A 22,566-nucleotide genomic window follows, 5' to 3' on the forward strand; every position below is an offset into this window, starting at 1 on the left:
ACGCTCAGCCCCTGCCCGGGTGCAGCATGCGGGTCAGGTAGTCGCGGGCGAACTTGCGGATGGCGTCTTCGTCGCCGAGTGCCAGGCCGCCGCCGGGTATAAGGAGCAGAGAGACCGCGAGTCTCAGGAGCACCTCGGCCACGGTGTCGTGGTCCTCGGCGTCGCCGGGGCGGGCGCGGCGCAGGCGGTCGGCGAGGATGTCGCGGGCGGCGAGCATCACCGCGCCGCCGTTCATGCTGAGCTGGGGCAGGAACGCCTCGGGCTCGCTCTGCAGGACGCGTGTCATCAGCGGGTGCGTGCGGGCGCTGCGCAGGCCGACCACGAAGCCCTCGACGACGGCGTCCTCCGGGGAGTCGAGGTCCTCGGTGGCCTCGGCTATCGCGGTGAGGAAACGGCGGCACTCGCGCAGGATCACGGCCTGGAGCAGCTGCTCCTTGTTGGTGAAGCGCCGGTAGATGGTGGTGCGCGCGACCCCGGCCCGCTTGGCGACGTCCTCGACGCTGACGCGGCGCAGCCCGTAGGTCTCGAACTCCGCGAGCGCGGCGTCCAGGATGCGGGTGTCGAGGTCGTCGGCCCCGGTCTCCGGAGCCGCCAGCCGCGCCCGCAGCCCCTCCCCGATGCTCGCGTCCGTGGTCATGACCGAAACCCTAACCGCCGGGCACCCGGCTCCCGGTCGCCGGGTGCGACACAGTTACAATAATCGTCGTTCTGTACTTCTGTTCCGACCCCCGGCGGTGCACATGACGGACGAGGCCGACGCGCAGGCCCCGGCCCCCCTCGGGCCCGGCTCGCTGACCTGGCGCTACTTCGGCGACACCCGGATGCTCCTCGTCGGCCCCCGGGCCGCGGTGCTCCAGAACATGCTCCCCGCGCTCGGCCAGGGCGTCCTCGACCACTCGGTGTTCTTCTCCGAGACGTTCGCGCGGCTGAAGCGGTCCGCCGGCCCCATCCTGGACACCGTGTACGGCGGCGAGCGGTCGGCCGAGACGGGCCGCGAGGTCCGCGACTACCACCGCGGGATCAAGGGCACGATGCCGGACGGCTCCCGCTACCACGCCCTCGATCCCGAGACCTACTACTGGGCGCACGCCACCTTCCTCGACACCATGCTCTACGGCGTCGAGACCTTCATCCGGCCCCTTGGCGAGGACGAGAAGCGCCGGATCTACGAGGAGTCCAAGACCTGGTTCCGGATGTACGGGGTCAGCGACCGGGCCGTGCCGGAGGACTGGGAGGCGTTCCAGGCCTACTGGAAGCGGATGCTGGACGAGGAGATCGTCCCGCACAGGACGGCCCGGTACGGCGTCGGCTACGTGAAGAAGGGGCTGCCCGCGCCGCCGAAGGTGCCGGCGCCGGTGTGGCGCGCGGTGTCGCCGCCGCTGAACGCGGTCGCCCGGTTCATCACGGTCGGCGGCCTGCACCCCCGGATGCGCGAGCTGCTCGACCTGCCGTGGAGCGCCGCCGACGAGCGCCGCCACCGGCGGTTCGCGGCGGCGGTCCGCGCGGCGGGGCGGGTGTGGCCGCTGCTGCCCGAGGCCGTCCGCTACCTGCCGCAGGCCCGCCGCGCCCTCCGCGGGGCGCGGCGGGCCCGCGCGGCCTAGGACCCCGAGCGGATGCGCGCGTCGTAGCCCTTGCGGGCGTCGGGGTCGTACTCCAGGAAGATCTTGTCCAGGCCGAGGCGCCGGGAGGTCGCCTGCCGGACCCGCTCGGGCAGCAGCGCGCCGAGCCGGACCTGCGTGCCGAGCTTCTTCGGCACGGCGACCTGCGGGCGCGGCTTGCCGATCAGCTCGACGACGGCGGCGGCGATGTCCTCGGGCTCGCAGTTCTTCTGCCCCTTCGGGCTGCGCGTCCCGGCCGTCAGCTCGGTGTTGGTGAAGGTGGGCAGGACGGCGCTGACGTGCACGCCGCGGTCCTGCACCTCCAGGCGGGTGGCCTCGGTGAACCCGACGACGGCGGCCTTGCTGGCGTTGTAGAGCGCGAGGCCGGGGGTGAACATGACGCCGGCGAGCGAGGCGATGTTGATGACGTGTCCCTCGCCGCGCGGCAGCATCCGGCCTAGGGCGAGCTTGGTGCCGAGCATCACGCCGTGCACGTTGATGTCGATGCAGCGGCGGGCGTCGGCGTCGCTCTCGTCGGTCACCGGCCCGATCGGCATGATCCCCGCGTTGTTGACGACGACGTCGAGCGGCCCGGCGGCCTCCTCGGCCCGGTCGAGGAACGCGGTGAACGACTCGCGGGAGGTGACGTCGACGACGAGGCCGGTGACGCCGAGCGACTCGGCGGCCTCCTTGACGGCGGTCTCGTCGATGTCGCCGATGACGACGGTGGCGCCCTTGGCCTTCAGGGCGCGGGCGGTGGCGAGACCGATCCCCCGCGCGGCGCCGGTGATGGCGACGACCTTGCTCATGTTCACTGCTCCAGTGGGTCGAGGCGGACGGGCAGGCCGTCCTTGGGCGAGGGGAGGGACGTGGTGTCCAGGGGCCATTCGTAGCGGGCGGGAACGCTCCAGCGGTACCGCTGGAGCACCTGGTGCAGGATCGTCTTGACCTGCATCCCGGCGAAGTGCAGCCCGATGCACTTGTGCGCGCCGCCTCCGAACGGCGCCCACGCGTACTTGTGGACCTTGTCCTCGCGGCGCTCCGGGGAGAACCGCTCGGGGTCGAACCGGTCGGGGTCGCTCCACCAGTCGGCCATGTGGTGGTTGCTGAGCATCGGCACCACGACGGTCGTCCCCTCGGGGATGTGGAAGCCGAGGATCGAGGTGTCCTTGACGACCTTGCGCGGCAGCGCGGGGACGGGCGTGACCAGCCGCATCGACTCCTTCATCACCATGTCGATGCCGGTGAAGTCGTCCAGGTCGTCGAAGCCTGGCTGGGGCTTGCCGAGGCCCAGCGACTGCTCGCGGAGCCGCTCCTGCCACTCGGGGTACTTGGCCAGGTAGTAGGCCATGGTCGTCATCGTGATGGTGGTGGTGTCGTGCGCCGCCATCAGCGCGAAGATCATGTGGTTGACCACGTCCGCGTCGCTGAACCGCTCGCCTTCGTCGGTCTCGGCCTGGCAGAGCGCGGCGAAAAGGTCGCTCCCGCCGCCCTCCCGCTTGGCGGGCAGGTGCCGGTAGAAGAACTCCTCCAGCACCTTGCGGGCCTGGAGGCCCTTCTGCCAGCGCAGCCCGGGGACCGGGAAGCGGACGTAGGCCGTCCCCGCCCGGACGGCGTCGATGAACGCGCCGTTGACCCGCGCGCGCTCGGCGTCGTCCAGTTCGACGCCCATGAAGACGTCCACCGCGAGGTCGAGCGTGAGCTTCTTGATGTGGTCGTAGAACTTGAAGCCCTGCCCCGGCTCCCACGACTCGACGCCCTTGATGATCCCGGGCGCCATGGCGTCCATGTAGGAGTGCAGCCGGGGGCGGGTGAACGCCTGCTGCATGATGCGGCGGTGGTGCAGGTGCTCCTCGAAGTCCAGGAGCATGATGCCGCGATTGAAGAACGGGCCGATGAAGTAGCTCCAGGCGGGCCCGTTCGCGAACGCCTTGTCCCGGTTGACGAGGACGACCTCGGCGGCCTCGGGGCCGTGGACGGTGACCATCCGCTGGCCGAGCAGCCATCCCCAGGAGACCGGCCCGTACTCGGCGTACCGCTTTCGGGCCATCCCGATCGGGTCGCGCATCACCGCGAGCGTGTTGCCGACATAGGGGACGCCGGGCACGCCGGGCACCGGTTTCAGCCCGCTGCCCTGCGGCGGCGGCGCGAGAACGCTCGTCATGACCTCTCCGGACACATGCAACAAATAAGCGAAATCTGTCGCTTTGTTCTAACGCAACGGCCGCCTGTAAGTCCAGACTTATCCGCGGTGACTTGGGCGTCAGCGGGCCTCGCGGGCGGGCGCCGCCTTGAGCAGCCGCCGCCGCGCCGCGTCCGTCAGCGGCCGGTACGCGCCCGCCTTGTCCCGGTAGAAGGCGCGCCCGTCGCCCGCCGCGGGGAGGCCCTCGTCGCGCAGCGGCGCCGTCCACAGCCGGTGGCCCGCCGTGACGGGCACCTGGTCCACGATCCGCACGATCGCGGGACGCAGCCCCGGCTCCACCCGCAGCAGCGCCTCCGACAGGTCCACCGGCTTGACCGCGTTCTCCGCGGAGCCTCCCCGCGCGACCGCCGGCGCGGTCCGCAGGCTCACGGCCGCCGCGGCCAGCTCCGCCTCCCCCACCGGGATCCCGTAGACGGCCACGGCGTCGACGTAGGGCAGGTCGCCGAGCGCGTCCCGGATCGGGCCGGGCGGGACGATCCCGTCGGCCGTGCGTATCAGCTCGGTCTCCCGGCCGACGAGCCAGAAGTCGCCGTCCGCGTCCCGCCGGAACAGGTCCCCGGTGATCGTCCAGGCGTCCTCGGGGCGGAACACGCCCCGCACGGGGCGGGCCGCCGACCCGATCGCCGACAGCCGCACCCGGGCGAGGAGCATGCCGATCTCGCCGGGCCCGCACTCGATCGCGAACCCGTCCGGCCCCTCGGCCAGGCGGCCGCTCTCCAGGTCGTAGCGGGCCAGGCGCACCTCGGCGCCGCCCGGCAGCGGCCGGCCGAGCGACCCCGGCTTCTTGCCGCTGAGGTTGACCAGCACCGACTCGCCCTCGGTCGAGGCGTAGAACTCCAGGACCCGGGCGGGCGCGAACCGCTCCTCCACCCGCCGCCACAGGTTGCGGGGCATGCCCGACCCGATGAACAGCCGGACGGCGTGGTGCCGCTCGGCCGGGTTCGGCGGCGCGTTCACGAGGTCGCGCAGCAGCGTCCAGGTGTAGGAGGCGACGGTCACGCCGTAGCGGCGCGCCTCGTCCCAGAACGTCTCCGGGTCGTACTCCTTGTGGGGGGCCGACCCCCCACGCCCCCCGGAGTACATGTGGGCGCCGGCCAGCGCCAGGCGAGCCCCGCCCGCGACGGCGCCTCCGAGGCTCATCAGCAGCCCGGACGGATGCTGGAGCGGGGTCAGGCTGTAGACCGTGTCGGACGAGGACAGGGAGGCCGAGGACGCCGTCCCGAACGCCGACAGGGCCCACCGCCGGTTGGTGATGCGGCTGGCGCGCAGCTGCTCGCCGTCGCCGCGGAAGACCACGAACGCGAGGTCGCCGGCGCGGCCCGGGTTGGGCCGGTACCAGCCGGGGAGCTCGACCTGGTCGGGGTCGATGTCCTCCATGTCCATCAGCGGACCGCGTTCGCCGCGGCCCGCGCCGCCCAGCAGGAAGCCGGAGACGTCCTCCAGCTTCGCGGCGGCCGCGGCGTGCTCGGGGTCGGCGATGACCCGCGTCACCTGGCCGAGCCGCGCCTCGGCGGCCGGGTCGCCGTCCGGCCGCAGCAGCACCGCGACGGCGCCGAGCCGGTTGAGCGCGGCGACGAGCGCGAGCGCGGTCGGCCGGGTGCCCATCAGCACCCCGACGGCGTCGCCGCGCCGCACCCCGATGTGGACCAGGCCGCGGACCACGGCGTCGACGCGGCGCTTGGCGGCGTCGTGGGTGTGCCCGCGCCCCTGGTACAGGAAGAAGACCTCGTCCGGCATCCGGCGGGCCTGCTCGTCCAGCAGGAGCCCCATGGACATGCGGGTGTCGGACTGGATGCGCTCCATCCGCGCCAGCCGCGGCAGGTTCTGCGCGGCCTCCCCGCCGATCTGCCGCGTCCCGTGCACGGCCCGCGACGCGGTCCGGTACGCCGACCGCGCGGCGCTCGCCCCGATGTCCACGGCGAGCTGGAGCCCGTACCCGGCGGGGCCTCCCGGCAGCCCGGCGGACGCGGCCTCCTCGTCCCCGGCGACGGGTGCGACGATCTCCGGCAGCTCCTGCTCGCCCTCCCGCCACCGCGCCCACCCGGCGACGGCCGGCCACGTCCGGGCGATCGCGAGGCTGCCGACGACGAGCCCGAAGTGCCCGGCGCGCAGGGACGCCTCGTACACCTGGGCGCGGGGCGCGGCCCGCCGGATCCCGCGCACCATCGGCGGCGCCGCGATCTCGTCCACCTCCCCGACGAACGTCAGGACGGGGCAGGTGATGTCGGCGAGCGTGACGAGCCGGTCCCCGATGAGGAACCCGCCGGTCAGCATGCGGTTGTGCTGGATGAACTGGCGGATGAACTCCGCCAGCGCGGGGCCGGGCCACGAGACCCAGCCCTCCCGCTCCAGGAAGCGGCGCTGCCGCTCCCGGGGCGCGAGCCGCTCCCGGTCGTGCAGCTGCATGATGAAGTCGACCCGCGAGCGCACCGACTTCACGGGGCTGAGCAGCTGGAACCCGAGGCGCGTGACCCAGCCCGGCACCGCGAACCCGCCGAGCAGGGCGTCCGGTATCCGCTCGACCCCTTCGGACGCGAGCCAGCTCGGCAGCCCGAAGGGGAGCCCGACGCTGGTGTCGGCCGGGCTCCCGAACGTCACCACGGACTCGATGCCCTCGCTGCGCCGGTACGCGGCGGCCTGGTAGACGAACATGCCGCCCTGCGAGTACCCGGCGAGGTGGACGTTCCGGCCGGTCATGTCGCGGATCCGGTCGACCGCGTCGCTGACCGCGAGGACGTGGTCGCTGACCGTCCGCTCAAGCCCGCCGGGCTCGCGCTCGGGCGCCCCGAAGTCCACCACCCACGGGTCGACGCCGAGGTCGCGCAGCACCCGGACGGCGCTGACCCGCGAGGAGATGTCGTAGACCTCCGCGGTGATCATCAGCGGCGGGACGAGCAGCACGACGGGCCCGCCGCCCGCGTCCGGGAAGTAGCGCCGCAGCCGGTAGACGCGCTGCTCGGTCACCACCTCGCACGGCGAGGCGTCCTCGTCGGTATCGAAACCTCCGAAACGGGCGACTTCTAGGGCATTCTGGGCGGTTGACCCCAGGCGGGAGCCCAACTTCAGGAGCGTCTTGGCAACAGCCGGCATCGTCGACCTTTCAGAGCGTCAACGCCATGTTGTCCTGTTATCACCGGCTTTAGCAATCACGTGGCGAAGGCGCGCCGCGCCAGCGCCAGGACGTACGTACATGGGGGTCCTCTCTCACGGGTGAAGGGAGACACCATCGTGAGAGAGGGCCGTGCTCAGCGTCGTCGTATGGGAGGAGGCTTCGCCGCTACGCCCGGGGCCGTAGTCAGGCGATGGTCCGCGCGCCCTCCAGGTGGCCGCCCTGGAGCCTCTCCCACATGTAACGGCGGCGGGGCTTGCCGCTGGAGGTGCGCTGGATCAGCCCGGCGCCGACGACGATCGTCAGTTCCACGTCGTCCCCGAGCCGCCGCCGCAGCATCTCGCGCACCCCGCCGATCCAGGACTCGTCCTGCGTCTCGGCGAACAGCGCGAGGCCCTTGCGCCCGGCGCCGGGGACGCCGACCACGACGATGCGGCCCTTCCCGAGCCCGCTCACCTCGGCGATCTTGGATTCGAGGTCCTCGACGTAGACCGAGCGGCCGCGCACCTTGATGCTGTCGCCCATCCGCCCGAGGACGAAGAGCTGCCCCTCGTGGAAGAACCCGGCGTCGCCGGTGTAGACCTTCCCGTCCATGAACCGGGTCGACTTGGCCTCGGCCCCCGCGTAGTAGCCGGGGCACGCCGACGGACCGCCCACGACGATCTCGCCGAGGAGCCCGCTCCCCAGCTCGTTGCCGTCGTCGTCGACGATGGAGACGGGCACGTCGTCCTCGGGCGTCCCGCAGCCGACGACCCACCCGGCCTTGGCGCCGAGCGACTCGGCCCCGAGCGGGTGCTGGTCGAGGATCCGGACGGGCTGCCCGAACGCCAGCGCCTCCGGGTCGGGCCGGACGGCCAGGGGGTTGCGCGGGGCGTCGTCCATGGTGACGAGCAGCGTCGTCTCGGCCATCCCGTAGGCCGGCTTGAACATCGTCCGGGAGAACCCGAACGGCTCCAGGAGCTGCGCGAACACCTCCAGCGCGTGCGGGTCGATGGGCTCGGCCCCGATCAGCGCCATCTTCCAGCCGGACACGTCGAGCCCTTCGAGCTGCTCCGGCTTGACCCGCCGCGCGCAGTAGGCGTAGGCGAACGGCGGCGCCGCCGTGTGCGCCGCCTCCGCGAAGCACCGCAGCCACCGTGCCGGGTCGCGGATGAAGTGGTCGGGCCGCATCAGCTTGAGCGTCCCCTGCCGCGCGATGGGCGTGAGGAAGCAGCCGATCAGCCCCATGTCGTGGTAGAGCGGCAGCCAGGAGGCCACGACGTCGCCGTCCTCGTAGCCGGCCATCCGCGCGATCAGCTCGCTGTTGGCCTCCAGGTTCTCCCAGGTGACCATGACCCCGCGCGGGGAGCCGCTGGACCCGGAGGTGAACTGCAGCAGTGCGAGCTCGCCCGCGGGCTGGACCTCGGCCTCCTCCTCGGCCTGCCGCGGCAGCCAGGGCTCGCCCTCCACCCCGGCCTCGGCCATGGCGCGCCGCGCGTGGTCGGCCAGCCCGTCGGACGCGACGACCAGCGCCGGCGAAGCCTGCCGCAGGATCGCCGCCACATGGGCGACGTAGTCGTCTCCGTCCTGGAACAGCGGCGGAGTGATCAGGCACACCGTGGCCCCCGCGGCCCAGACCGCGTAGTACGTCTCGACGCAGGTGAAGTCGGTGGGCAGGATGAGGCACACGACGTCGCCCGGCCGGACGCCCTCCTCGATCATCGCCCCCGCGGTGCGTCGCGCGGCCGACGCCAGCCCACCGTAGTCGCGGAACTCCCAGCCCCCGTCGTCGGCGGCAAGGTGAACGCCGCGTCCGGTGTTCGGCTTGTCCAGCCAGTCGCGCAGCGCAGATGGCATCGTGTCCCCTTCACAGGCAAGGCTCGCGCCCGTACATAAACTCGCGGGTAACTTCACCAGGGCGGCGCGACCCCGTCAACCGGTTCGATCAGCAAAGAGACCGGCCGGTCATTTGGAGGCGCCCCACAAGCGGCCTCAATGCCCGGCGGAGACCTTCCGAGCCGCGACGACCCGGGCCCCCGCGCGCCACCCGAGCAGGGCCGCCCCGAGGAAGACGGAGGCCACGATCACGAACGCGAGCGCCGTCCCCTGCCCCGCGACGACCCGGAGCACCATCCCCAAGACGACGGTCGACACCCAGACCCCGACACCGACCGGCCAGACCTCCTCAGGCCGCCGCCAAGCCCGCAGAAGGGCCCACCCGGCCCCGAGCCCCACGAGGAACGGCCAGGCGGTGGACAGGAACCCACTGACAGTGGCCGCCTCCTCATGCGAGGCCCGCCCGATGGCGACGAAGACGAGCACGCAACAGAAGTCGACGACCCCACCCAAGAGTTTCCGCACACCCCCAGGCTAAGGGCCCCCGGATAAGCCGTCGCCCCGCTGTGATCGCCCGCGTCACAATCGCACTATGGACCGCGACCTGGGTTACCTTCGCAAGCTCTTCCGAAATCTGGAGGACCTCGACGACCCCGGCGCCCGCCGGGCGTACCTGGCGGGCCACCGGCGGACGGCGGCCGCCCATCTGGCCGAACTGGCTCCACTGCGCAAACGGGAACCGATTCCCGCCCGCGGGTACACCATCGATGACGACCAGTGGTGGCGGCTCGCGAAGCTGTACGCGCTGAGCAGGACCAGCGACTACCTGCTCGAACTCTCCTGCCCCGAGGGGGACCCGCCGCCCGGTTTCGGGATCACTGGGGGCCGCCCCGTCATCGAGGGCAGCATCACCCACAGGGACGAACTCCGGGGCTGGCGGACGAGCACCACCCCCGGCGTGCACGGCCCCCGCAGGCTGGACGAGTCCGCCCTGGCAGTCCACACGGAGTTCTTCACCGAGATCGGCCTGACCCCGTTCGAGCGAGCCGAGGCGTTCTCCCCCTTCCACCACGAGATCTTCGCCGTGGTGCAGGACGAGACCGCGACGCAGGTGACCGTCGAGGAGGTGCTGTGGCCGGGCTTCTGGTTCGGTGACCTGCTGTTCAGCCGAGCCGGGGTCCGGGTGCGGGCCCCACGGCACCTGATCGGCGCCGAGGTGGCCACGACCTCGACCCTGTACTTCACCTACTGCCGGGAACCGCGGCCGACTTTCGACCTCTCACACGGCTGGGGTTCGAACTCACAATGGCATACGACGTTCCAGCGCTTCTACGCCGACGAGGACGGCCTGCACTTCAACTGGGACGGCGAAGTGGACATCGGCGAGGACCCCCCGCAAGCCTGGGACCCACCAGACGAGGAATATCCACTGGACCAGCGCCGCGAACTACTTCTGCACCGCTGCTTCGTCCGAAGCGCGCTCCCCCGGAACGAGGGCGGGCGCGTCCCCTTCGACGACCGGCTGAGCCTCACCACCGCCGGGTGGCCGATGGACCCGGAGTCGATCGTGATCACGCCGAGACGCGTGCAAGGAGCCGGCACTCCCTGGGCCCGGGTCTCGCGCTGGTTGCGGCACCGGCGCGCGTGCCAGGCAGATGGCTAGGATTCCGAAATGTCTCTTGCCTTGTCCGTTGCCGTCGCGTGCGCGCTGGGCTTCACCGCGGGTCTGTTCCTGCGCCCTGCCGTCGATCGAAGGTTCCGGCGCCGGCCGTCGCTGCGCTCGTACCGTCGCCAGCTGGACGGTCCACGGCCCGGGCTGGCGTTCTACGTGATCCCGCCCGCCCTCGGCGACACCGACGAGATCGTGGCCGAACTGACCGCGGGCCGCCGCCCCAGGCTCTGCCTGATCGGCCGATTCTGCGGTCCCCTGCCGTACGACCGAGTCGCCGTACCCGAGAAGGCCCTGCTCCGCGGCGCCCTGTGGGCGGCACCGGGGCTGCTGATGTTCGATCCGCACGGAGACGCCGAGATGAGCGTCCTGGAGGCACCGTACGGCGTGGAGACGAGCGAGCCGATGCTCACCGAGACGGGCACCCCGGTCCTGACCCTCGACCTGGGAGACGGCGTGCTCGTCTTCGAACCCGCCCCCGACACCGACCCCGAGCAAGCGTGGAGCCGGATCCGCGCCGTCATGGAAGAGGAGGCGTCGTCTCGGCCATCCCCGTAGGCGGGTTTGACCAGGACACTCCAACGGTGAGGTCCTCGATGGACCGGTCCTCCGCATGTCGCGGAGGACCGGTGGTTGAGAGCGAGCAAGCTCAACTCTTGGTGGCAGGGCACGACTTCCAGGCGCCGGTGGCGCTGGTGTTGGTGCACCGCTGCACCCCGCTGGCGTCAGCCGGACCCCACGTGTGGGTCCCCTGCGAGACGTTGCATTCCTTCATGACGGTCCTCCTTGGAACTGTGGTTTGTCCCGCTTTCTTGCGTCCGATCATTTCGCGGGGAGAGCGTCCCAGCGGCGCCGAACGAGCGATTGTGATCTTGTTCTCAGCCCAGTGAGAACCATGCAGGAAACGCCATAAACCCGGTCCACCGAGTCACCCCGGCGCGTGCCGCGCGTGGCCGGTTTCGCCCACCTACACAGGCGAGAAGCCCCAGAGCAGGAAACCGAGAAAAGCAAAGGCGAACCCCGAGGGGGCGAGGGTCGGAGCCCGAGGGGGGATAGGGGCGAAGCCCCAGGGGCGGGCGGGTGGGGGATGGCGGAGGCACCCAGGGGGCTCCGGGGGATCGTCCCCCGGGCGAAAAGCGAAGAATCCCCTGGAAGCCGCAAGCGGCGACCAGGGGATCCCGGATTCGTAGCGGGGGCAGGATTTGAACCTGCGACCTCTGGGTTATGAGCCCAGCGAGCTACCGAACTGCTCCACCCCGCGGTGATGGGTCAACTGTATGGGGTGGGGGTTGCTTAGGCAAACGGATTGTTGCGGGGGCCTGAAGGGCGGCCGTCAGCATGGCGGTGAGGTCGGTGGTGAAGGTGTCGTGGCCGGGGACGGGTGGGGGCGTGTCGGGCGTGTGGGTGCGGGTGGCGCGGTCGGCGAGGGCGGCGGTGAGGAAGGCGATGAACAGCGAGATGCGTTCGAGGGCGAGGGGTTCGGGGAGGGTGGCGCGGCAGGCGGTTTCGAGGAGGTGGAGCTGCTGCTGGAGGGCGGTGCCGTGCAGGAGGGGCGGGGGGCGGTGGTCGCGGATTCCGGCGCGTCCGGCGAGTTGGGCCGTGATGCGGAGGAAGTCGCGGCCGTGGGGGGTGCGGAGTTCGGCGGCGGTGGGGTGGACGACGGCGCCGACGACGGCGTGGAGGTCGTCTGGCCGGAGGCCGGGGAGGGTGGCGGCGCGGGCGGGTTCCATGCGGGCGACGCCGGCGCGGAGGATGGCGTCGAGGAGGCCGTCGCGGGAGCCGTAGTGGTAGGTGACGGCGGAGTCGTTGGCCTGTCCGGCGAGGGCGACGATGTCGCGGGTGCGGGCGGCGTCGATGCCGTGGGCGGCGAAGAGGCGGGCGCCGGCGCGGATGAGGGCGTCGCGGGTGGCGCTTGCGTCCTTCGGCACGCCGGTGATACTAACAGGAGGCGTTAATAACGGCGCCTGTTATTACCGGAGGCCGGCCATGGCGGACGTCTACGACCCCTTCGACCCCGGGTTCCAGGCCGACCCCTACCCCGCGTACCGGCGGCTCCGGGACGAGGAGCCGGTGCACCGCCACGAGCAACCCCCGTTCTGGGCGCTGTCCCGCTTCGGCGACGTCTGGGCGGCGACGCGGAACGCCGACGCGTTCTCCTCCGCGCAGGGCCTGACGTTCTACCCGGACGAGATCGGCACGCTGGGCCTGGCCCCGACGATCGTCATGCTGGATCCGCCGCGCCACACCGTCCTGCGGCGCCTGGTCAGCCACGGCTTCACCCCGCGCAGGACGGCGGCGCTGGAAGGGCTTCTGCGCGAGTTCGCCCGCTCCCGGATAGCTCTGATGGAGCGCAGGGCGGCCGACGGCGAGACCCCCGACCTGCACCGGGACTTCTCCTCACCGCTGCCCACGTTCGCGCTCGCGCATCTGCTCGGCGTCCCGGAGGCCGACCGCGCGAAGTTCGATCCGTGGGTGTCCGCGCTCACGACCTTGCAGGACGAGGGGTTCGGCCTGAGCTCGGCGCGGGACGGCGCGGTGCAGGCGGTCGCGGAGATGTTCGGCTACTTCACCGACGTGATCGCCACGCGCCGCGCCGATCCGTCCGAGGATCTGATCAGCGCACTGGCGGCGGCCGAGGTGGACGGGGAGCGCCTCACCGACTGGGACGTCCTCGGCTTCTGCTTCGTCATGGTGGCGGGCGGCAACGACACGACCGGGAACCTCGTCTCGCACGGCGTGGCGCTGCTGGACGGCGACCACGGGCAGCGCGAGCGGCTGGCGGCCGACCCGTCGCTGATCCCGAACGCGCTGCTGGAGTTCCTGCGCCTGGAGAGCTCGGTCCAGGCGCTGGCCCGGACGACCACCCGCCCGGTGACCCTGCACGGGACGGAGATCCCCGAGGGCGAGAAGGTGATGATGCTGTTCGGGTCGGCGAACCGGGACGAGCGCGAGTTCGGCCCGTCCGCGGGCGGGCTGGACGTCACCCGTGAGATCCCGCGCCACCTGGGCTTCTCCAGCGGCGTGCACTTCTGCATCGGGTCGCACCTGGCCAAACTCCAGGCCCGCGTAGCGCTGGAGGAGCTCCTCCGGGCCCACCCGCGCATCGGGGTGGACCTGGAGAGCGCGGAACGTATCCAGTCACCGTTCACCCGTGGCTGGGTGTCGCTCCCGGCCACGGGTCTCCGGGACTGACCGGGCGCCTACCGCATGTGCGGGTACCGGTAGTCGGTCGGCGGGACGAACGTCTCCTTGATCGAGCGCGGGGACGTCCAGCGCAGGAGGTTGAACACCGAGCCGGCCTTGTCGTTGGTGCCGGACGCCCGCGCGCCGCCGAACGGCTGCTGGCCGACGACGGCGCCGGTGGGCTTGTCGTTGACGTAGAAGTTTCCGGCCGCGTACCGGAGCACCTCGGCGGTGTGCGCCGCGGCGGCCCGGTCGGTGGCGATGACGGCGCCGGTGAGCGCGTAGTCGGCGACCGACTCCATCTGGGCGAGCATCTCGTCGTACCGCTCGTCCTCGTACACGTGGACGCCGAGGATCGGCCCGAAGTACTCGGTCCGGAAGATCTCGTTCTCGGGGTCGCCGGACGCGAGCACGGTGGGCCGCACGAAGTACCCGACGGAGTCGTCGCAGGTCCCGCCGGCGACGATCTCGACCTCGGGGTCGGCCTCGGCGCGCTCGATCGCCGCCCTGCTCTTGGCGAAGGCCCGCTCGTCGATCACGGCGCCCATGAAGTTGGACAGGTCGGCGACGTCGCCCATGGTGAGCCCGTCGACCTCCGCGGCCAGCTCCTCCTTGAACCCGTCCTCCCAGATGGAGCGGGGGACGTAGGCGCGGGAGGCGGCGGAGCACTTCTGCCCCTGGTACTCGAAGGCGCCGCGCACGAGCGCGGTCCGCAGGACGGCCCGGTCGGCGGACGGGTGCGCGACGACGAAGTCCTTGCCGCCCGTCTCCCCCACGATCCGCGGGTAGCCGCGGTACTTGTCGATGTTGGCGCCGACCGTCTTCCACAGGTGCTTGAACGTCGCGGTGGAGCCGGTGAAGTGGATCCCGGCGAGGCCCGGGTGCTGGAGCGCCACGTCCGACACGGCGAGCCCGTCGCCGGTCACGAGGTTGATGACGCCGGCCGGGAGCCCGGCCTCCTCGAGGAGCCTCATGAGCAGGACCGCGGAGTAGGTCTGGGTGGGCGACGGCTTCCACACCACGACGTTGCCCATCAGGGCGGGCGCCGTCGGCAGGTTCGCGGCGATCGCGGTGAAGTTGAACGGGGTGATCGCGTAGACGAAGCCCTCGAGCGGCCGGTGGTCGGACCGGTTCCACACGCCGGGGCTGCTGATCGGCTGCTCGGCGAGGATCCGCCGGGCGAAGTGCACGTTGAAGCGCCAGAAGTCGACGAGCTCGCAGGGGCTGTCGATCTCCGCCTGCTGGACGGTCTTGGACTGCCCGAGCATCGTCGCGGCCAGCAGCGTCTCGCGCCACGGCCCGGCGAGCAGGTCGGCGGCGCGCAGGAAGATCGCGGCCCGGTCGTCGAAGGCCATCGCCCGCCAGGCGGGGGCGGCCTCCAGGGCGGCGGCGATGGCGTCCCGCGCGTCCTCCTCGGTGGCGGTGCCGAACGTCCCGAGCACCGACGCGTGCCGGTGCGGCTGGACGACGGCGACCTTGGCGCCCGCCCCGAGCCGCCGCTCCCCGCCGATGGTCATGGGCAGGTCGATCGGCGCCTCGGCGGTCAGCTCGGCGAGCCTCGCCTCCAGCCGGACCCGCTCGGGGCTGCCCGGCGCATAGCCGCGCACCGGCTCGTTCGCCGGCGTCGGAACGTTGGTGACGGCGTCCATGAGAACTCCTTAGCGCGAGACGAACGAACGGAGGAAGAAGGCGAGGTTGGCGGGCCGCTCGGCGAGCCGCCGCATGAAGTAGCCGTACCAGTCGGCCCCGTACGGGACGTAGACGCGCATCCGGTGGGCCTCGGCGAGCCGCCGCTGCTCGGCGGCCCGGATCCCGTAGAGCATCTGGAACTCGTAGGAGGCGGGCGAGCGGTCGGCGGCCAGGGAGAGCGCGATCTCGATGATCCGCGGGTCGTGGCTGGCGACCATCGGGTACCCGTCGCCCCGCATGAGCCGCCGCAGCGCCCGCACGTAGGCGCGGTCCACCTCGTGCCTGCCCTGGTGGGCGACCGAAGCGGGCTCGGCGTAGGCGCCCTTGACCAGCCGCACGCGCGACCCCTCGCCCACGAGGCCGTCGAGGTCGGCCTCCGTGCGCCGCAGCATGGCCTGGACGGCGACCCCGACCCACGGGAAGTCGACCCGCAGCTTCCCGAGGATCTCAAGCGTGGAGTCGACGGTCGTGTGGTCCTCCATGTCGAGGGTCACGGTCATGCCGACCCGCCCGGCCGCCGCGCAGATCTCCCGCGCGTGGTCGAGCGCGAGGTCGCCGGGCAGCGCCTGCCCGAGCGCGGACAGCTTCACCGAGGCGTCGGAGCCGGCGGCGAGCGCCCGCCCCTCCAGCGCCTCGAACAGCCGCAGGTAGGCGTCCCGGGTGGCCCGCGCCTGGGCGGGTTCGCGGGTGTACTCCCCGAGGTGGTCGAGGGTGACCTCCAGCCCGCCGCCCCGCAGTTCGCCGACGGCCCCAAGGGCGGCGTCGAGATCGTCCCCGGCCACGAACCGGTCGACGACTCCCCTGGTCAGCGGCACGGAGGTGATGACGTCGCGCATCCGTCCGCTGCGCGCGGCGGCGAGAAGAAGCGGGCTGAGCATGGAACCCTCCAACGTCAAGGAACACCTCGCACGTTAGGAGCACCGCCTCCCGGCCCCTATAGTCAAACGCCACTTTCAGGGCGGCCCGTCCTCATACAGATGTACGAAGGAATCGCGATGGCACCCGATCTGCAGGAAATCGTGGAACAGGCGGCCGACCTCCTGCGCGCTCCCGCGACGCTGGAGGACCGCGACTTCCATCTGGTCGCCTACGCCGCGCACGGCGACACGATCGACCCGGTACGGATGAACTCGATCCTGCACCGCCGCGCCACCGAGGCCGTCCGCGCCCGCTTCGAGCGCCACGGCATCGCCCGCGCGACGGGCCCCGTCCGCATCCCGGCCGACGCCGCCCTCGGCCAGCTGGCCCGCCTGTGCCTGCCCGTCCGCTGGAACAACGTCACCTACGGCTACCTCTGGCTGCTGGACGACAAGGGGCACATAACGGACGCCCAGGCGGCCAGGGCCATGCCCCTGTGCGAGCGGGCCGGCCTGCTCATGGCACGCCAGGCCCGCGAGCGCGACGACCTGGGCTGGAAGGTCGCCGATCTCCTGTCCACGCACCCCGACGTCCGGACCCAGGCCGCCGACGACCTCACCGACGCCGGAGCGGCCGACCCGCCCCTGACGGTGGCCGTCCTGCGCACCCCCAGCCCCGAGCCCCTCAACCCGTGGCTGCTCCCCCACTCCGTCCTGGCGACGGTGTGGCAGCGCGACCACGTCCTACTCCTCCCCGTGGGCAGCGCCCCCACCGCCCTGGCCCGCGCGCGCCGCCTACTGGAAGAACGCAACGCCCCTGTCCAGACGGGCGTGTACTCCCCCTGCCCCACCCTGGACGACGTCCACGAGGGCTGGCTCCGCGCCCGCGTGGCGGCCCGCACCGCCGCCCCAGGCGAAACCCGCGACTGGACGTCCCTGGGCGTCCTGCGCCTACTGCGCACAGCAGGCGACGAGGCCCTGGCCCAGACGACCCAGACCCCAGGCACCGAACGCCTCCTGGAACACGAGGACCTGGCAAGAACGGCCCGCACCTACCTGGACCTGGCAGGAAACGTCCAGCAGACGGCGAAGACCCTGAACATCCACCGCCAGACCCTCTACCACCGCCTGCGCCGCATAGAAGAACTGACGGCCCTGACCCTCACCAACGGCCAAGACCGCCTGACCCTCCACCTGGCCCTGACCCTCGCCCCCCACCTGGGCTGACGAAAGACGCCTCAGGCCCCCGCAAGCCCGGCGTGCCGGTTCCGCAGGTCTCGCTTGAGGATCTTGCCGCTGGGGTTCTTGGGGAGGGCGTCGGCGAGGACGACGTACTTGGGGCGCTTGTAGGGGGCGAGGCGCTCGCGGGCGTGCGCGTGGACGTCGTCCTCGGTCAGTGCGGCGCCCGGCTTCGGCACGACCACCGCCGTGACCGCCTCGATCCAGTGCGGGTGGCTGATCCCGAAGACGGCGACCTCGGCGACTCCGTCCAGCTCGTAGACGGCCTCCTCGACCTCGCGGCTGGCGACGTTCTCGCCACCGGTCTTGATCATGTCCTTCTTGCGGTCGACCACCGACAGGTAGCCGTCCTCGGTCATGATCCCGAGGTCGCCGGAGTGGAACCAGCCGTCCCGGAACGCCTCGGCGGTCTTCTCCTCGTCGCGGTAGTACCCGAGCGCGGCGTGGGGGCTGCGGTGGACGATCTCCCCCACCTCCCCGGGCCCCACCGGCGCACCCTCGTCGTCGACGAGCATGGTCTCGACGTTGATCGCCGCGCGCCCCGCGCTGCCGGCCCGGTCGAGCTGCTCGTGCGGCTTCAGGATGGTGGCGAGCGGCGCCATCTCCGTCTGCCCGTAGAAGTTCCACAGCCGCACGCCGGGCAGCCGCCGCATGAGCTCGCGCAGCACCTCCACGGGCATGGGCGAGGCTCCGTAGTAGCCCTTCTTCAGGCTGGACAGGTCGCGCCGGTCGAAGTCGGGGTGGCGCAGCAGGGAGATCCAGACGGTGGGCGGGCAGAAGAGCTTGGTCACCCGTTCCCGCTCGATCGTCTCCAGCAGCGCCGCGGGGTCGGGCCCCGGCAGGATGATGCTGGTGGCGCCCAGGTAGACGTCGACGGAGAAGAAGCAGTCGAGCTGGGCGCAGTGGTACATCGGCAGCGTGTGCGCCTCGACGTCGTCGCCGCCCATCTCGCCGTCGATCACGCAGCTCACGTACTGGCTGATCAGGGACCGGCTGGTCAGCACCACTCCCTTGGGCCGCGACTCGGTCCCCGAGGTGTACATGATGCGCAGCGGGTCGTCGTCCTCCACCGGCACGTCCGGCGCGGCCGCGGGCCCTTCGCGCCACCAGGCGTCGACGTCCTCCCACCCCTCCCCGGGGGCGGCGCCCGACAGCGGGATCCACCCGCGCACACCGCCCTGGACCCCGGCCGCGGCGAGCGCCTTCTCGGCGGTCGCGGCGAGCGCGTCCTCAGCGATGATCCCGGACGCCCCCGAGTGCCCGAGGATGTAGGCGATCTCCTCGGCGTTCAGCATGAAGTTGATCGGCACGAGCACCACGCCGAGCCGGGCCGCGGCGAACACCGTCAACGCGTACTGCCAGCAGTTGTGGCTGAGCAGCGCGAGCCGGTCGCCCTTGCCGAGCCCCCGCGCCGCCAGCGCGTGCGCGGCCCGGTTCACCGCGACGTCGAACTCCGCGTACGTGACCCGCAGATCCCCGTTGACGACGGCCAGCTTCCGCGGATCCCGCCGAGCCGTCCGATGCAGCAGGTCCCCCACCGAGTGCCGACGAGCCCGCCCCACAACAGACACAAGGCCACCTTCCCCACAAAACCCCAGGTGAGAGCAAGAGTGGCGATCATAACCACACGAACCCGGCCTCCCACCACCCCCGGAAGGGGGCAGCGGGTGGTCACAGACGGTCGGGGTGGGGGGTGCCCGCGCCGCGGAGCAGGGTGTCGACGACGAGGGTCGCGAGGGCGCCGGCGTTCTCCCCGTCCCGGTTCTTGGCCGCCTCGTGGATCAGCGTGTAGTAGACGCCGCGCGTCCAGGGGATGTCGACGTCGGCGCGGAGGACGCCCGCCTCCATCAACTTCTTCGACACCGCCGACATCTACGGCGGCGAGGACGGCGCGGGCGGCGCGGGCCGCACCGAGCAGATCATCGGCCGCTGGTTCGCGACCGGCGGCGGCCGCCGCGACAGGACCGTCCTGGCGACGAAGGTCTACGGCCCGATGGGCGACGGCCCCAACGACAGGGGCCTGTCCGCACTGCACATCCGGCGCGCGGTCGAGGCCTCCCTGAAGCGTTTGCAGACCGACTACGTCGACCTCTACCAGATGCATCACATCGACCGTGAGACGCCGTGGGACGAGATCTGGGAAGCGTTCAGCGTCCTGCACCGGCAGGGCAAGGTGCTGTACTTCGGCTCGTCCAACTTCGCCGGCTGGCACATCGCGCAGGCGCAGGAGGCCGCACGGAACCGCCACTTCCTGGGGCTGGTCAGCGAGCAGTCGATCTACAACCTGATGTCGCGCTGGGCGGAACTGGAGGTGCTCCCCGCCGTGCGGCACTACGGCCTGGGCGTGATCCCGTGGTCCCCTCTGCACGGCGGAGTCCTGAGCGGCGTCCTGCGCAAGCAGCAAGAGGGCACCGCCACCCGCAGCGGAACGGGCCTCTGGGCGGCCGCGTTGAAGGAGCGGCGAGCCTCCGTCGAGGAGTACGAGAAGCTGTGCGCCGACCTGGGCGAGGACCCGGCCCACGAACGGTGGCCCAACTGGACGGCACGCTAAACGCCCTGGAGACAACCCTAGAAGCCGACACCCTGGCAAGCCTGAACGAGATCTTCCCACCCCCCGCCCCCAACGGCCCGAAGCCCGCCCCCGAGGCCTACGCCTGGTAACCCACGAATCGAAATGAGTAGAGGAGCCGGAGGGCGAAGCCCGAGGGCGAGGGGCGGAAGAAGCCCCGAGGGGAGACCGAGCCCCAGAACCACAGGAGAAACAAAGGGCGAAGCCCGAGGGGGGATAGGGGCGAAGCCCCAGGGGCGGGCGGGTGGGGGATGGCGGAGGCACCCAGGGGGCTCCGGGGGATCGTCCCCCGGGCGAAAAGCGAAGAATCCCCCGGAAGCCGCAAGCGGCGACCAGGGGATCCCGGATTCGTAGCGGGGGCAGGATTTGAACCTGCGACCTCTGGGTTATGAGCCCAGCGAGCTACCGAACTGCTCCACCCCGCGGTGGTGTCTCAAGTCTATGGCATGGGAGGGAGTGGTTCGTACGGGCGGGGTCAGCGGGTGCAGGCGGGGACGGTGCCCTTGCCGCTCGCGAGGGCGTCGAGCGCCTGGACGGTGCTGTGGAGGGTGTCGGCGCGGATGAGGCGGAGGCCGTCGGGGCGGGAGCCGGCGGCGTCGGCGCAGTTGTCCTTGGGGGTGATGAAGACGGTGGCGCCGGCGTTGCGGGCGGCGATCATCTTCTGCTGGATGCCGCCGATGGGGCCGACCTGGCCGTCGGGGGTGATGGTGCCGGTGCCGGCGATGAACTTGCCCTGGGTCAGGGGGCCCGGAGTGAGCTTGTCGACGATGGCGAGGGAGAACATGAGGCCGGCGGAGGGGCCGCCGACGTCGCCGATGCTGATGTCGATCTTGAAGGGGAACTTGTACTGGTCGGAGAGCACGATGCCGACGACGGCGCGCTTGCCCTCGGGATCGGCGACGGTCTTGAGGGTGGCCTTGCTCTCCTTGCCGCCGCGCTTGTAGGTGAGGACGACGGGGTCGCCGATCCCGCGCTTGGCCATGGTGCCGGTGACCTGGGAGACGCTGGTGACGGCGGCGCCGTCGAGGGCGGTGATCTCGTCGCCGGGGCGCAGGACGCCGTCGGCGGGGCGGCCCTTCTGGACGCCGTCGACGATGACGCGGGTCGTGACGGGGATGCCGAGTTCGTGGAGGGCGGCGGCCTCGGCGTTCTGCTGGGAGTCCTGCATCGCCCGGGTGTTCTCCTGGTCGACCTGCTTGGGCGACTCGTTCTTCGGGAAGATCGTCTCTTCGGGGACGACGGCGGTGTCGCCGGCGAGCCAGCCGCGCAGGGCGGTGAACAGGTCGATGCGTCCGCCGGGGCCGCCGCGGTAGGTGACGGTGGTGAAGTTGAGGTGGCCCTGGTCGGGGTAGGTCTGGCGCCCGTCGATCCGGATGAGGGGCTGGCCCTTGTCGTTCGTGCCGAGTGTGTTGCTCGTGGGCCCGGGCATCAGCGCGACGTAGGGGACGCGCATGACGGAGCCGACGAGGGCGAGCACGAGGACGAGCACGCTCGCGAGACTGAGCGTGGCGGCACGACGAGACATGCCCGAAACTCTATGCGGTTCGGGCGCTCAGCAGGCTCCGACCCACTCGTCGCCTCCGTCGGCGAAGGCCTGGTGCTTCCAGATGGGGACGGTGGCCTTGAGGTCGTCGATGAGGCGGCGGCAGGCGGTGAAGGCCTCGTCGCGGTGGGGGCAGGACGCGGCGACGACGACGGCGATGTCGCCGATGCGCAGGTCGCCGACGCGGTGGAGGGCGGCGAGGCCGAGGACGGGGAGGTCGGCGGCGACCTTCTCCATGACGGCGCGGAGCTCGCGTTCGGCGGTGGGGTGGGCGCTGTAGGACAGGGCGGTGACGGCGCGGGCGTGGTCGGTGTCGCGGACGGTGCCGACGAAGACGGCGGTGCCGCCGGCGCCGGGGGCGCCGACGGCGGCGTACACCTCGTCGACGGACAGGGGCGTGTCGCGGACGCCGATCAGCCGGATGACGCCCTCGCCGGCAACGCTGTGGCTCACGTTCCGCAGGCTACCTCGCCCGGGCGATCACCTTTACTCCGGTGTGCCGGGCTCGTCGGGTTCGAGGGTGGCGGCGAGCGCCTCGGCGAGGGCGGGGACGAGGTCGGGCCCGGAGAGGACCTCGTCGTCGGCGTCGTGGCGGCGCAGCCGGAGGGCGGAGTGCCGGGCGCCGTCGCGCAGGACGCCGACGATCATGCGGACGTCCTCGCACCCGGGGTGGGAGGCGGCGTACTCGGCGGCGGCGGCCTCGTCCTCGGGGAGCTCGTCCTCGGCCTCGGGGGGCAGGACGATCCGCTCCATGACCAGGGCGCAGCCCTCGACGGTGTCAGGCCAGGCGATGGTGGCGAGGGCGTCCTCGACGCCCGCCCGATCGGGCAGGGCGGGCTGTTCGAGGGCGGCGAGGGTGTCGGTGGCGGGGTCCAGGCCGAGCTGCTCGGCGAGTTCGGGCTCGGCGCGGCGCAGTTCGGAGCTGCGGACGAGGGCGTAGATGCGGGGCGCGCTGTCCCAGCCCTCCTGGGCCGAGTGACGTTCGAGGTCCAGCACGACTTCTTCCAGAAGACTCACGGGCCCATCTTTCCCCCATTCAGCACGGGGAAATGCGGGAACCCCGCTGCCAGTCGGTAAGTTGCATCTACAGCA

Annotated in this window: 20 protein-coding genes and 2 tRNA genes; 6 read left to right on the plus strand and 16 right to left on the minus strand. The window is 71.8% G+C overall.

Annotated elements, in window-relative coordinates:
* Positions 1 to 4: 4 nt before the first annotated feature.
* Positions 5 to 637: a TetR/AcrR family transcriptional regulator gene (locus FKD65_RS13885; RefSeq protein ID WP_141577900.1), complete on the minus strand. Its 633-nt coding sequence runs from the start codon at positions 635 to 637 to the stop codon at positions 5 to 7.
* 103 nt (positions 638 to 740) lie between these two features.
* Between FKD65_RS13885 and FKD65_RS13890 the strand changes: the two genes are divergently transcribed.
* Positions 741 to 1,601, plus strand: coding sequence for an oxygenase MpaB family protein (locus FKD65_RS13890; protein ID WP_141577901.1), 861 nt, complete (start codon positions 741 to 743; stop codon positions 1,599 to 1,601).
* On the opposite strand, the gene FKD65_RS13895 is transcribed toward FKD65_RS13890, so the two are convergent.
* From FKD65_RS13895 to FKD65_RS13915, 5 genes are all read right to left on the minus strand, one after another.
* Positions 1,598 to 2,407, minus strand: a complete 810-nt coding sequence (locus FKD65_RS13895; RefSeq protein WP_141577902.1) for an SDR family oxidoreductase — start codon at positions 2,405 to 2,407, stop codon at positions 1,598 to 1,600. The genes FKD65_RS13890 and FKD65_RS13895 overlap by 4 nt on opposite strands.
* A 2-nt stretch (positions 2,408 to 2,409) precedes the next feature.
* Positions 2,410 to 3,762: a cytochrome P450 gene (locus FKD65_RS13900; RefSeq protein ID WP_141577903.1), complete on the minus strand. Its 1,353-nt coding sequence runs from the start codon at positions 3,760 to 3,762 to the stop codon at positions 2,410 to 2,412.
* A 99-nt stretch (positions 3,763 to 3,861) separates the two neighbouring features.
* Entirely contained in the window at positions 3,862 to 6,891 is a 3,030-nt protein-coding gene (locus tag FKD65_RS13905; protein WP_141577904.1) for an AMP-binding protein, read from the minus strand.
* A gap of 205 nt (positions 6,892 to 7,096) precedes the next feature.
* Positions 7,097 to 8,746, minus strand: coding sequence for an AMP-binding protein (locus tag FKD65_RS13910; protein WP_141577905.1), 1,650 nt, complete (start codon positions 8,744 to 8,746; stop codon positions 7,097 to 7,099).
* Between the two features lie 135 nt (positions 8,747 to 8,881).
* Positions 8,882 to 9,250, minus strand: a complete 369-nt coding sequence (locus tag FKD65_RS13915) for a DUF3054 domain-containing protein (protein ID WP_141577906.1) — start codon at positions 9,248 to 9,250, stop codon at positions 8,882 to 8,884.
* A 67-nt stretch (positions 9,251 to 9,317) separates the two neighbouring features.
* Here FKD65_RS13915 and FKD65_RS13920 point away from each other — a divergent pair, with 67 nt between their 5' ends.
* Both FKD65_RS13920 and FKD65_RS13925 read left to right on the plus strand, forming a co-directional pair.
* Positions 9,318 to 10,388 (plus strand): hypothetical protein, encoded by a 1,071-nt coding sequence (locus FKD65_RS13920; protein ID WP_141577907.1) that lies wholly within the window; start codon positions 9,318 to 9,320, stop codon positions 10,386 to 10,388.
* 9 nt (positions 10,389 to 10,397) lie between these two features.
* Positions 10,398 to 10,952: a hypothetical protein gene (locus tag FKD65_RS13925; protein ID WP_141577908.1), complete on the plus strand. Its 555-nt coding sequence runs from the start codon at positions 10,398 to 10,400 to the stop codon at positions 10,950 to 10,952.
* A 629-nt stretch (positions 10,953 to 11,581) separates the two neighbouring features.
* On the opposite strand, the gene FKD65_RS13930 is transcribed toward FKD65_RS13925, so the two are convergent.
* Both FKD65_RS13930 and FKD65_RS13935 read right to left on the minus strand, forming a co-directional pair.
* Positions 11,582 to 11,655, minus strand: a tRNA-Met gene (locus FKD65_RS13930).
* A complete protein-coding gene (locus tag FKD65_RS13935; RefSeq protein WP_141577909.1) occupies positions 11,633 to 12,322 on the minus strand; it encodes a TetR/AcrR family transcriptional regulator in 690 nt (229 codons plus the stop codon). Before FKD65_RS13935 ends, FKD65_RS13930 begins: the two co-directional genes overlap by 23 nt.
* Positions 12,323 to 12,380: 58 nt before the next feature.
* Between FKD65_RS13935 and FKD65_RS13940 the strand changes: the two genes are divergently transcribed.
* Positions 12,381 to 13,586, plus strand: coding sequence for a cytochrome P450 (locus FKD65_RS13940; RefSeq protein ID WP_141577910.1), 1,206 nt, complete (start codon positions 12,381 to 12,383; stop codon positions 13,584 to 13,586).
* 8 nt (positions 13,587 to 13,594) lie between these two features.
* On the opposite strand, the gene pruA is transcribed toward FKD65_RS13940, so the two are convergent.
* A complete protein-coding gene (gene pruA / locus FKD65_RS13945; protein ID WP_141577911.1) occupies positions 13,595 to 15,226 on the minus strand; it encodes an L-glutamate gamma-semialdehyde dehydrogenase in 1,632 nt (543 codons plus the stop codon).
* A 9-nt stretch (positions 15,227 to 15,235) separates the two neighbouring features.
* Positions 15,236 to 16,144 (minus strand): proline dehydrogenase family protein, encoded by a 909-nt coding sequence (locus FKD65_RS13950; RefSeq protein WP_141577912.1) that lies wholly within the window; start codon positions 16,142 to 16,144, stop codon positions 15,236 to 15,238.
* A gap of 117 nt (positions 16,145 to 16,261) precedes the next feature.
* Between FKD65_RS13950 and FKD65_RS13955 the strand changes: the two genes are divergently transcribed.
* The gene (locus tag FKD65_RS13955) at positions 16,262 to 17,350 is read left to right on the plus strand and encodes a CdaR family transcriptional regulator (RefSeq protein ID WP_168221033.1); all 1,089 of its coding nucleotides are present in this window, start codon (positions 16,262 to 16,264) and stop codon (positions 17,348 to 17,350) included.
* A gap of 11 nt (positions 17,351 to 17,361) precedes the next feature.
* Here FKD65_RS13955 and FKD65_RS13960 read toward each other — a convergent pair whose 3' ends face one another.
* On the minus strand, positions 17,362 to 18,933 hold the full coding sequence (locus tag FKD65_RS13960) for an acyl-CoA synthetase (RefSeq protein WP_205718657.1): 1,572 nt from the start codon (positions 18,931 to 18,933) through the stop codon (positions 17,362 to 17,364).
* A gap of 100 nt (positions 18,934 to 19,033) precedes the next feature.
* Complete coding sequence (locus tag FKD65_RS13965) at positions 19,034 to 19,210, minus strand: hypothetical protein (protein ID WP_205718658.1); 177 nt, start codon at positions 19,208 to 19,210, stop codon at positions 19,034 to 19,036.
* Here FKD65_RS13965 and FKD65_RS13970 point away from each other — a divergent pair.
* Positions 19,176 to 19,913 (plus strand): aldo/keto reductase, encoded by a 738-nt coding sequence (locus FKD65_RS13970; RefSeq protein WP_240810131.1) that lies wholly within the window; start codon positions 19,176 to 19,178, stop codon positions 19,911 to 19,913. The two genes, FKD65_RS13965 and FKD65_RS13970, sit on opposite strands and share 35 nt — an antisense overlap.
* Positions 19,914 to 20,282: 369 nt before the next feature.
* On the opposite strand, the gene FKD65_RS13975 is transcribed toward FKD65_RS13970, so the two are convergent.
* The 4 genes from FKD65_RS13975 to FKD65_RS13990 form a co-directional block, all read right to left on the minus strand.
* Positions 20,283 to 20,356 (minus strand) — tRNA-Met (locus FKD65_RS13975).
* 50 nt (positions 20,357 to 20,406) lie between these two features.
* A complete protein-coding gene (locus FKD65_RS13980) occupies positions 20,407 to 21,456 on the minus strand; it encodes a PDZ domain-containing protein (RefSeq protein ID WP_141577915.1) in 1,050 nt (349 codons plus the stop codon).
* A 27-nt stretch (positions 21,457 to 21,483) separates the two neighbouring features.
* Positions 21,484 to 21,927, minus strand: a complete 444-nt coding sequence (locus FKD65_RS13985; RefSeq protein WP_141577916.1) for a molybdenum cofactor biosynthesis protein MoaE — start codon at positions 21,925 to 21,927, stop codon at positions 21,484 to 21,486.
* Positions 21,928 to 21,960: 33 nt separating this feature from the next.
* A complete protein-coding gene (locus FKD65_RS13990) occupies positions 21,961 to 22,491 on the minus strand; it encodes a PPA1309 family protein (protein ID WP_205718659.1) in 531 nt (176 codons plus the stop codon).
* Between the last annotated feature and the right edge of the window lie 75 nt (positions 22,492 to 22,566).

This window comes from Actinomadura sp. WMMA1423 (assembly GCF_006547145.1).
Lineage (GTDB): Bacteria > Actinomycetota > Actinomycetes > Streptosporangiales > Streptosporangiaceae > Spirillospora.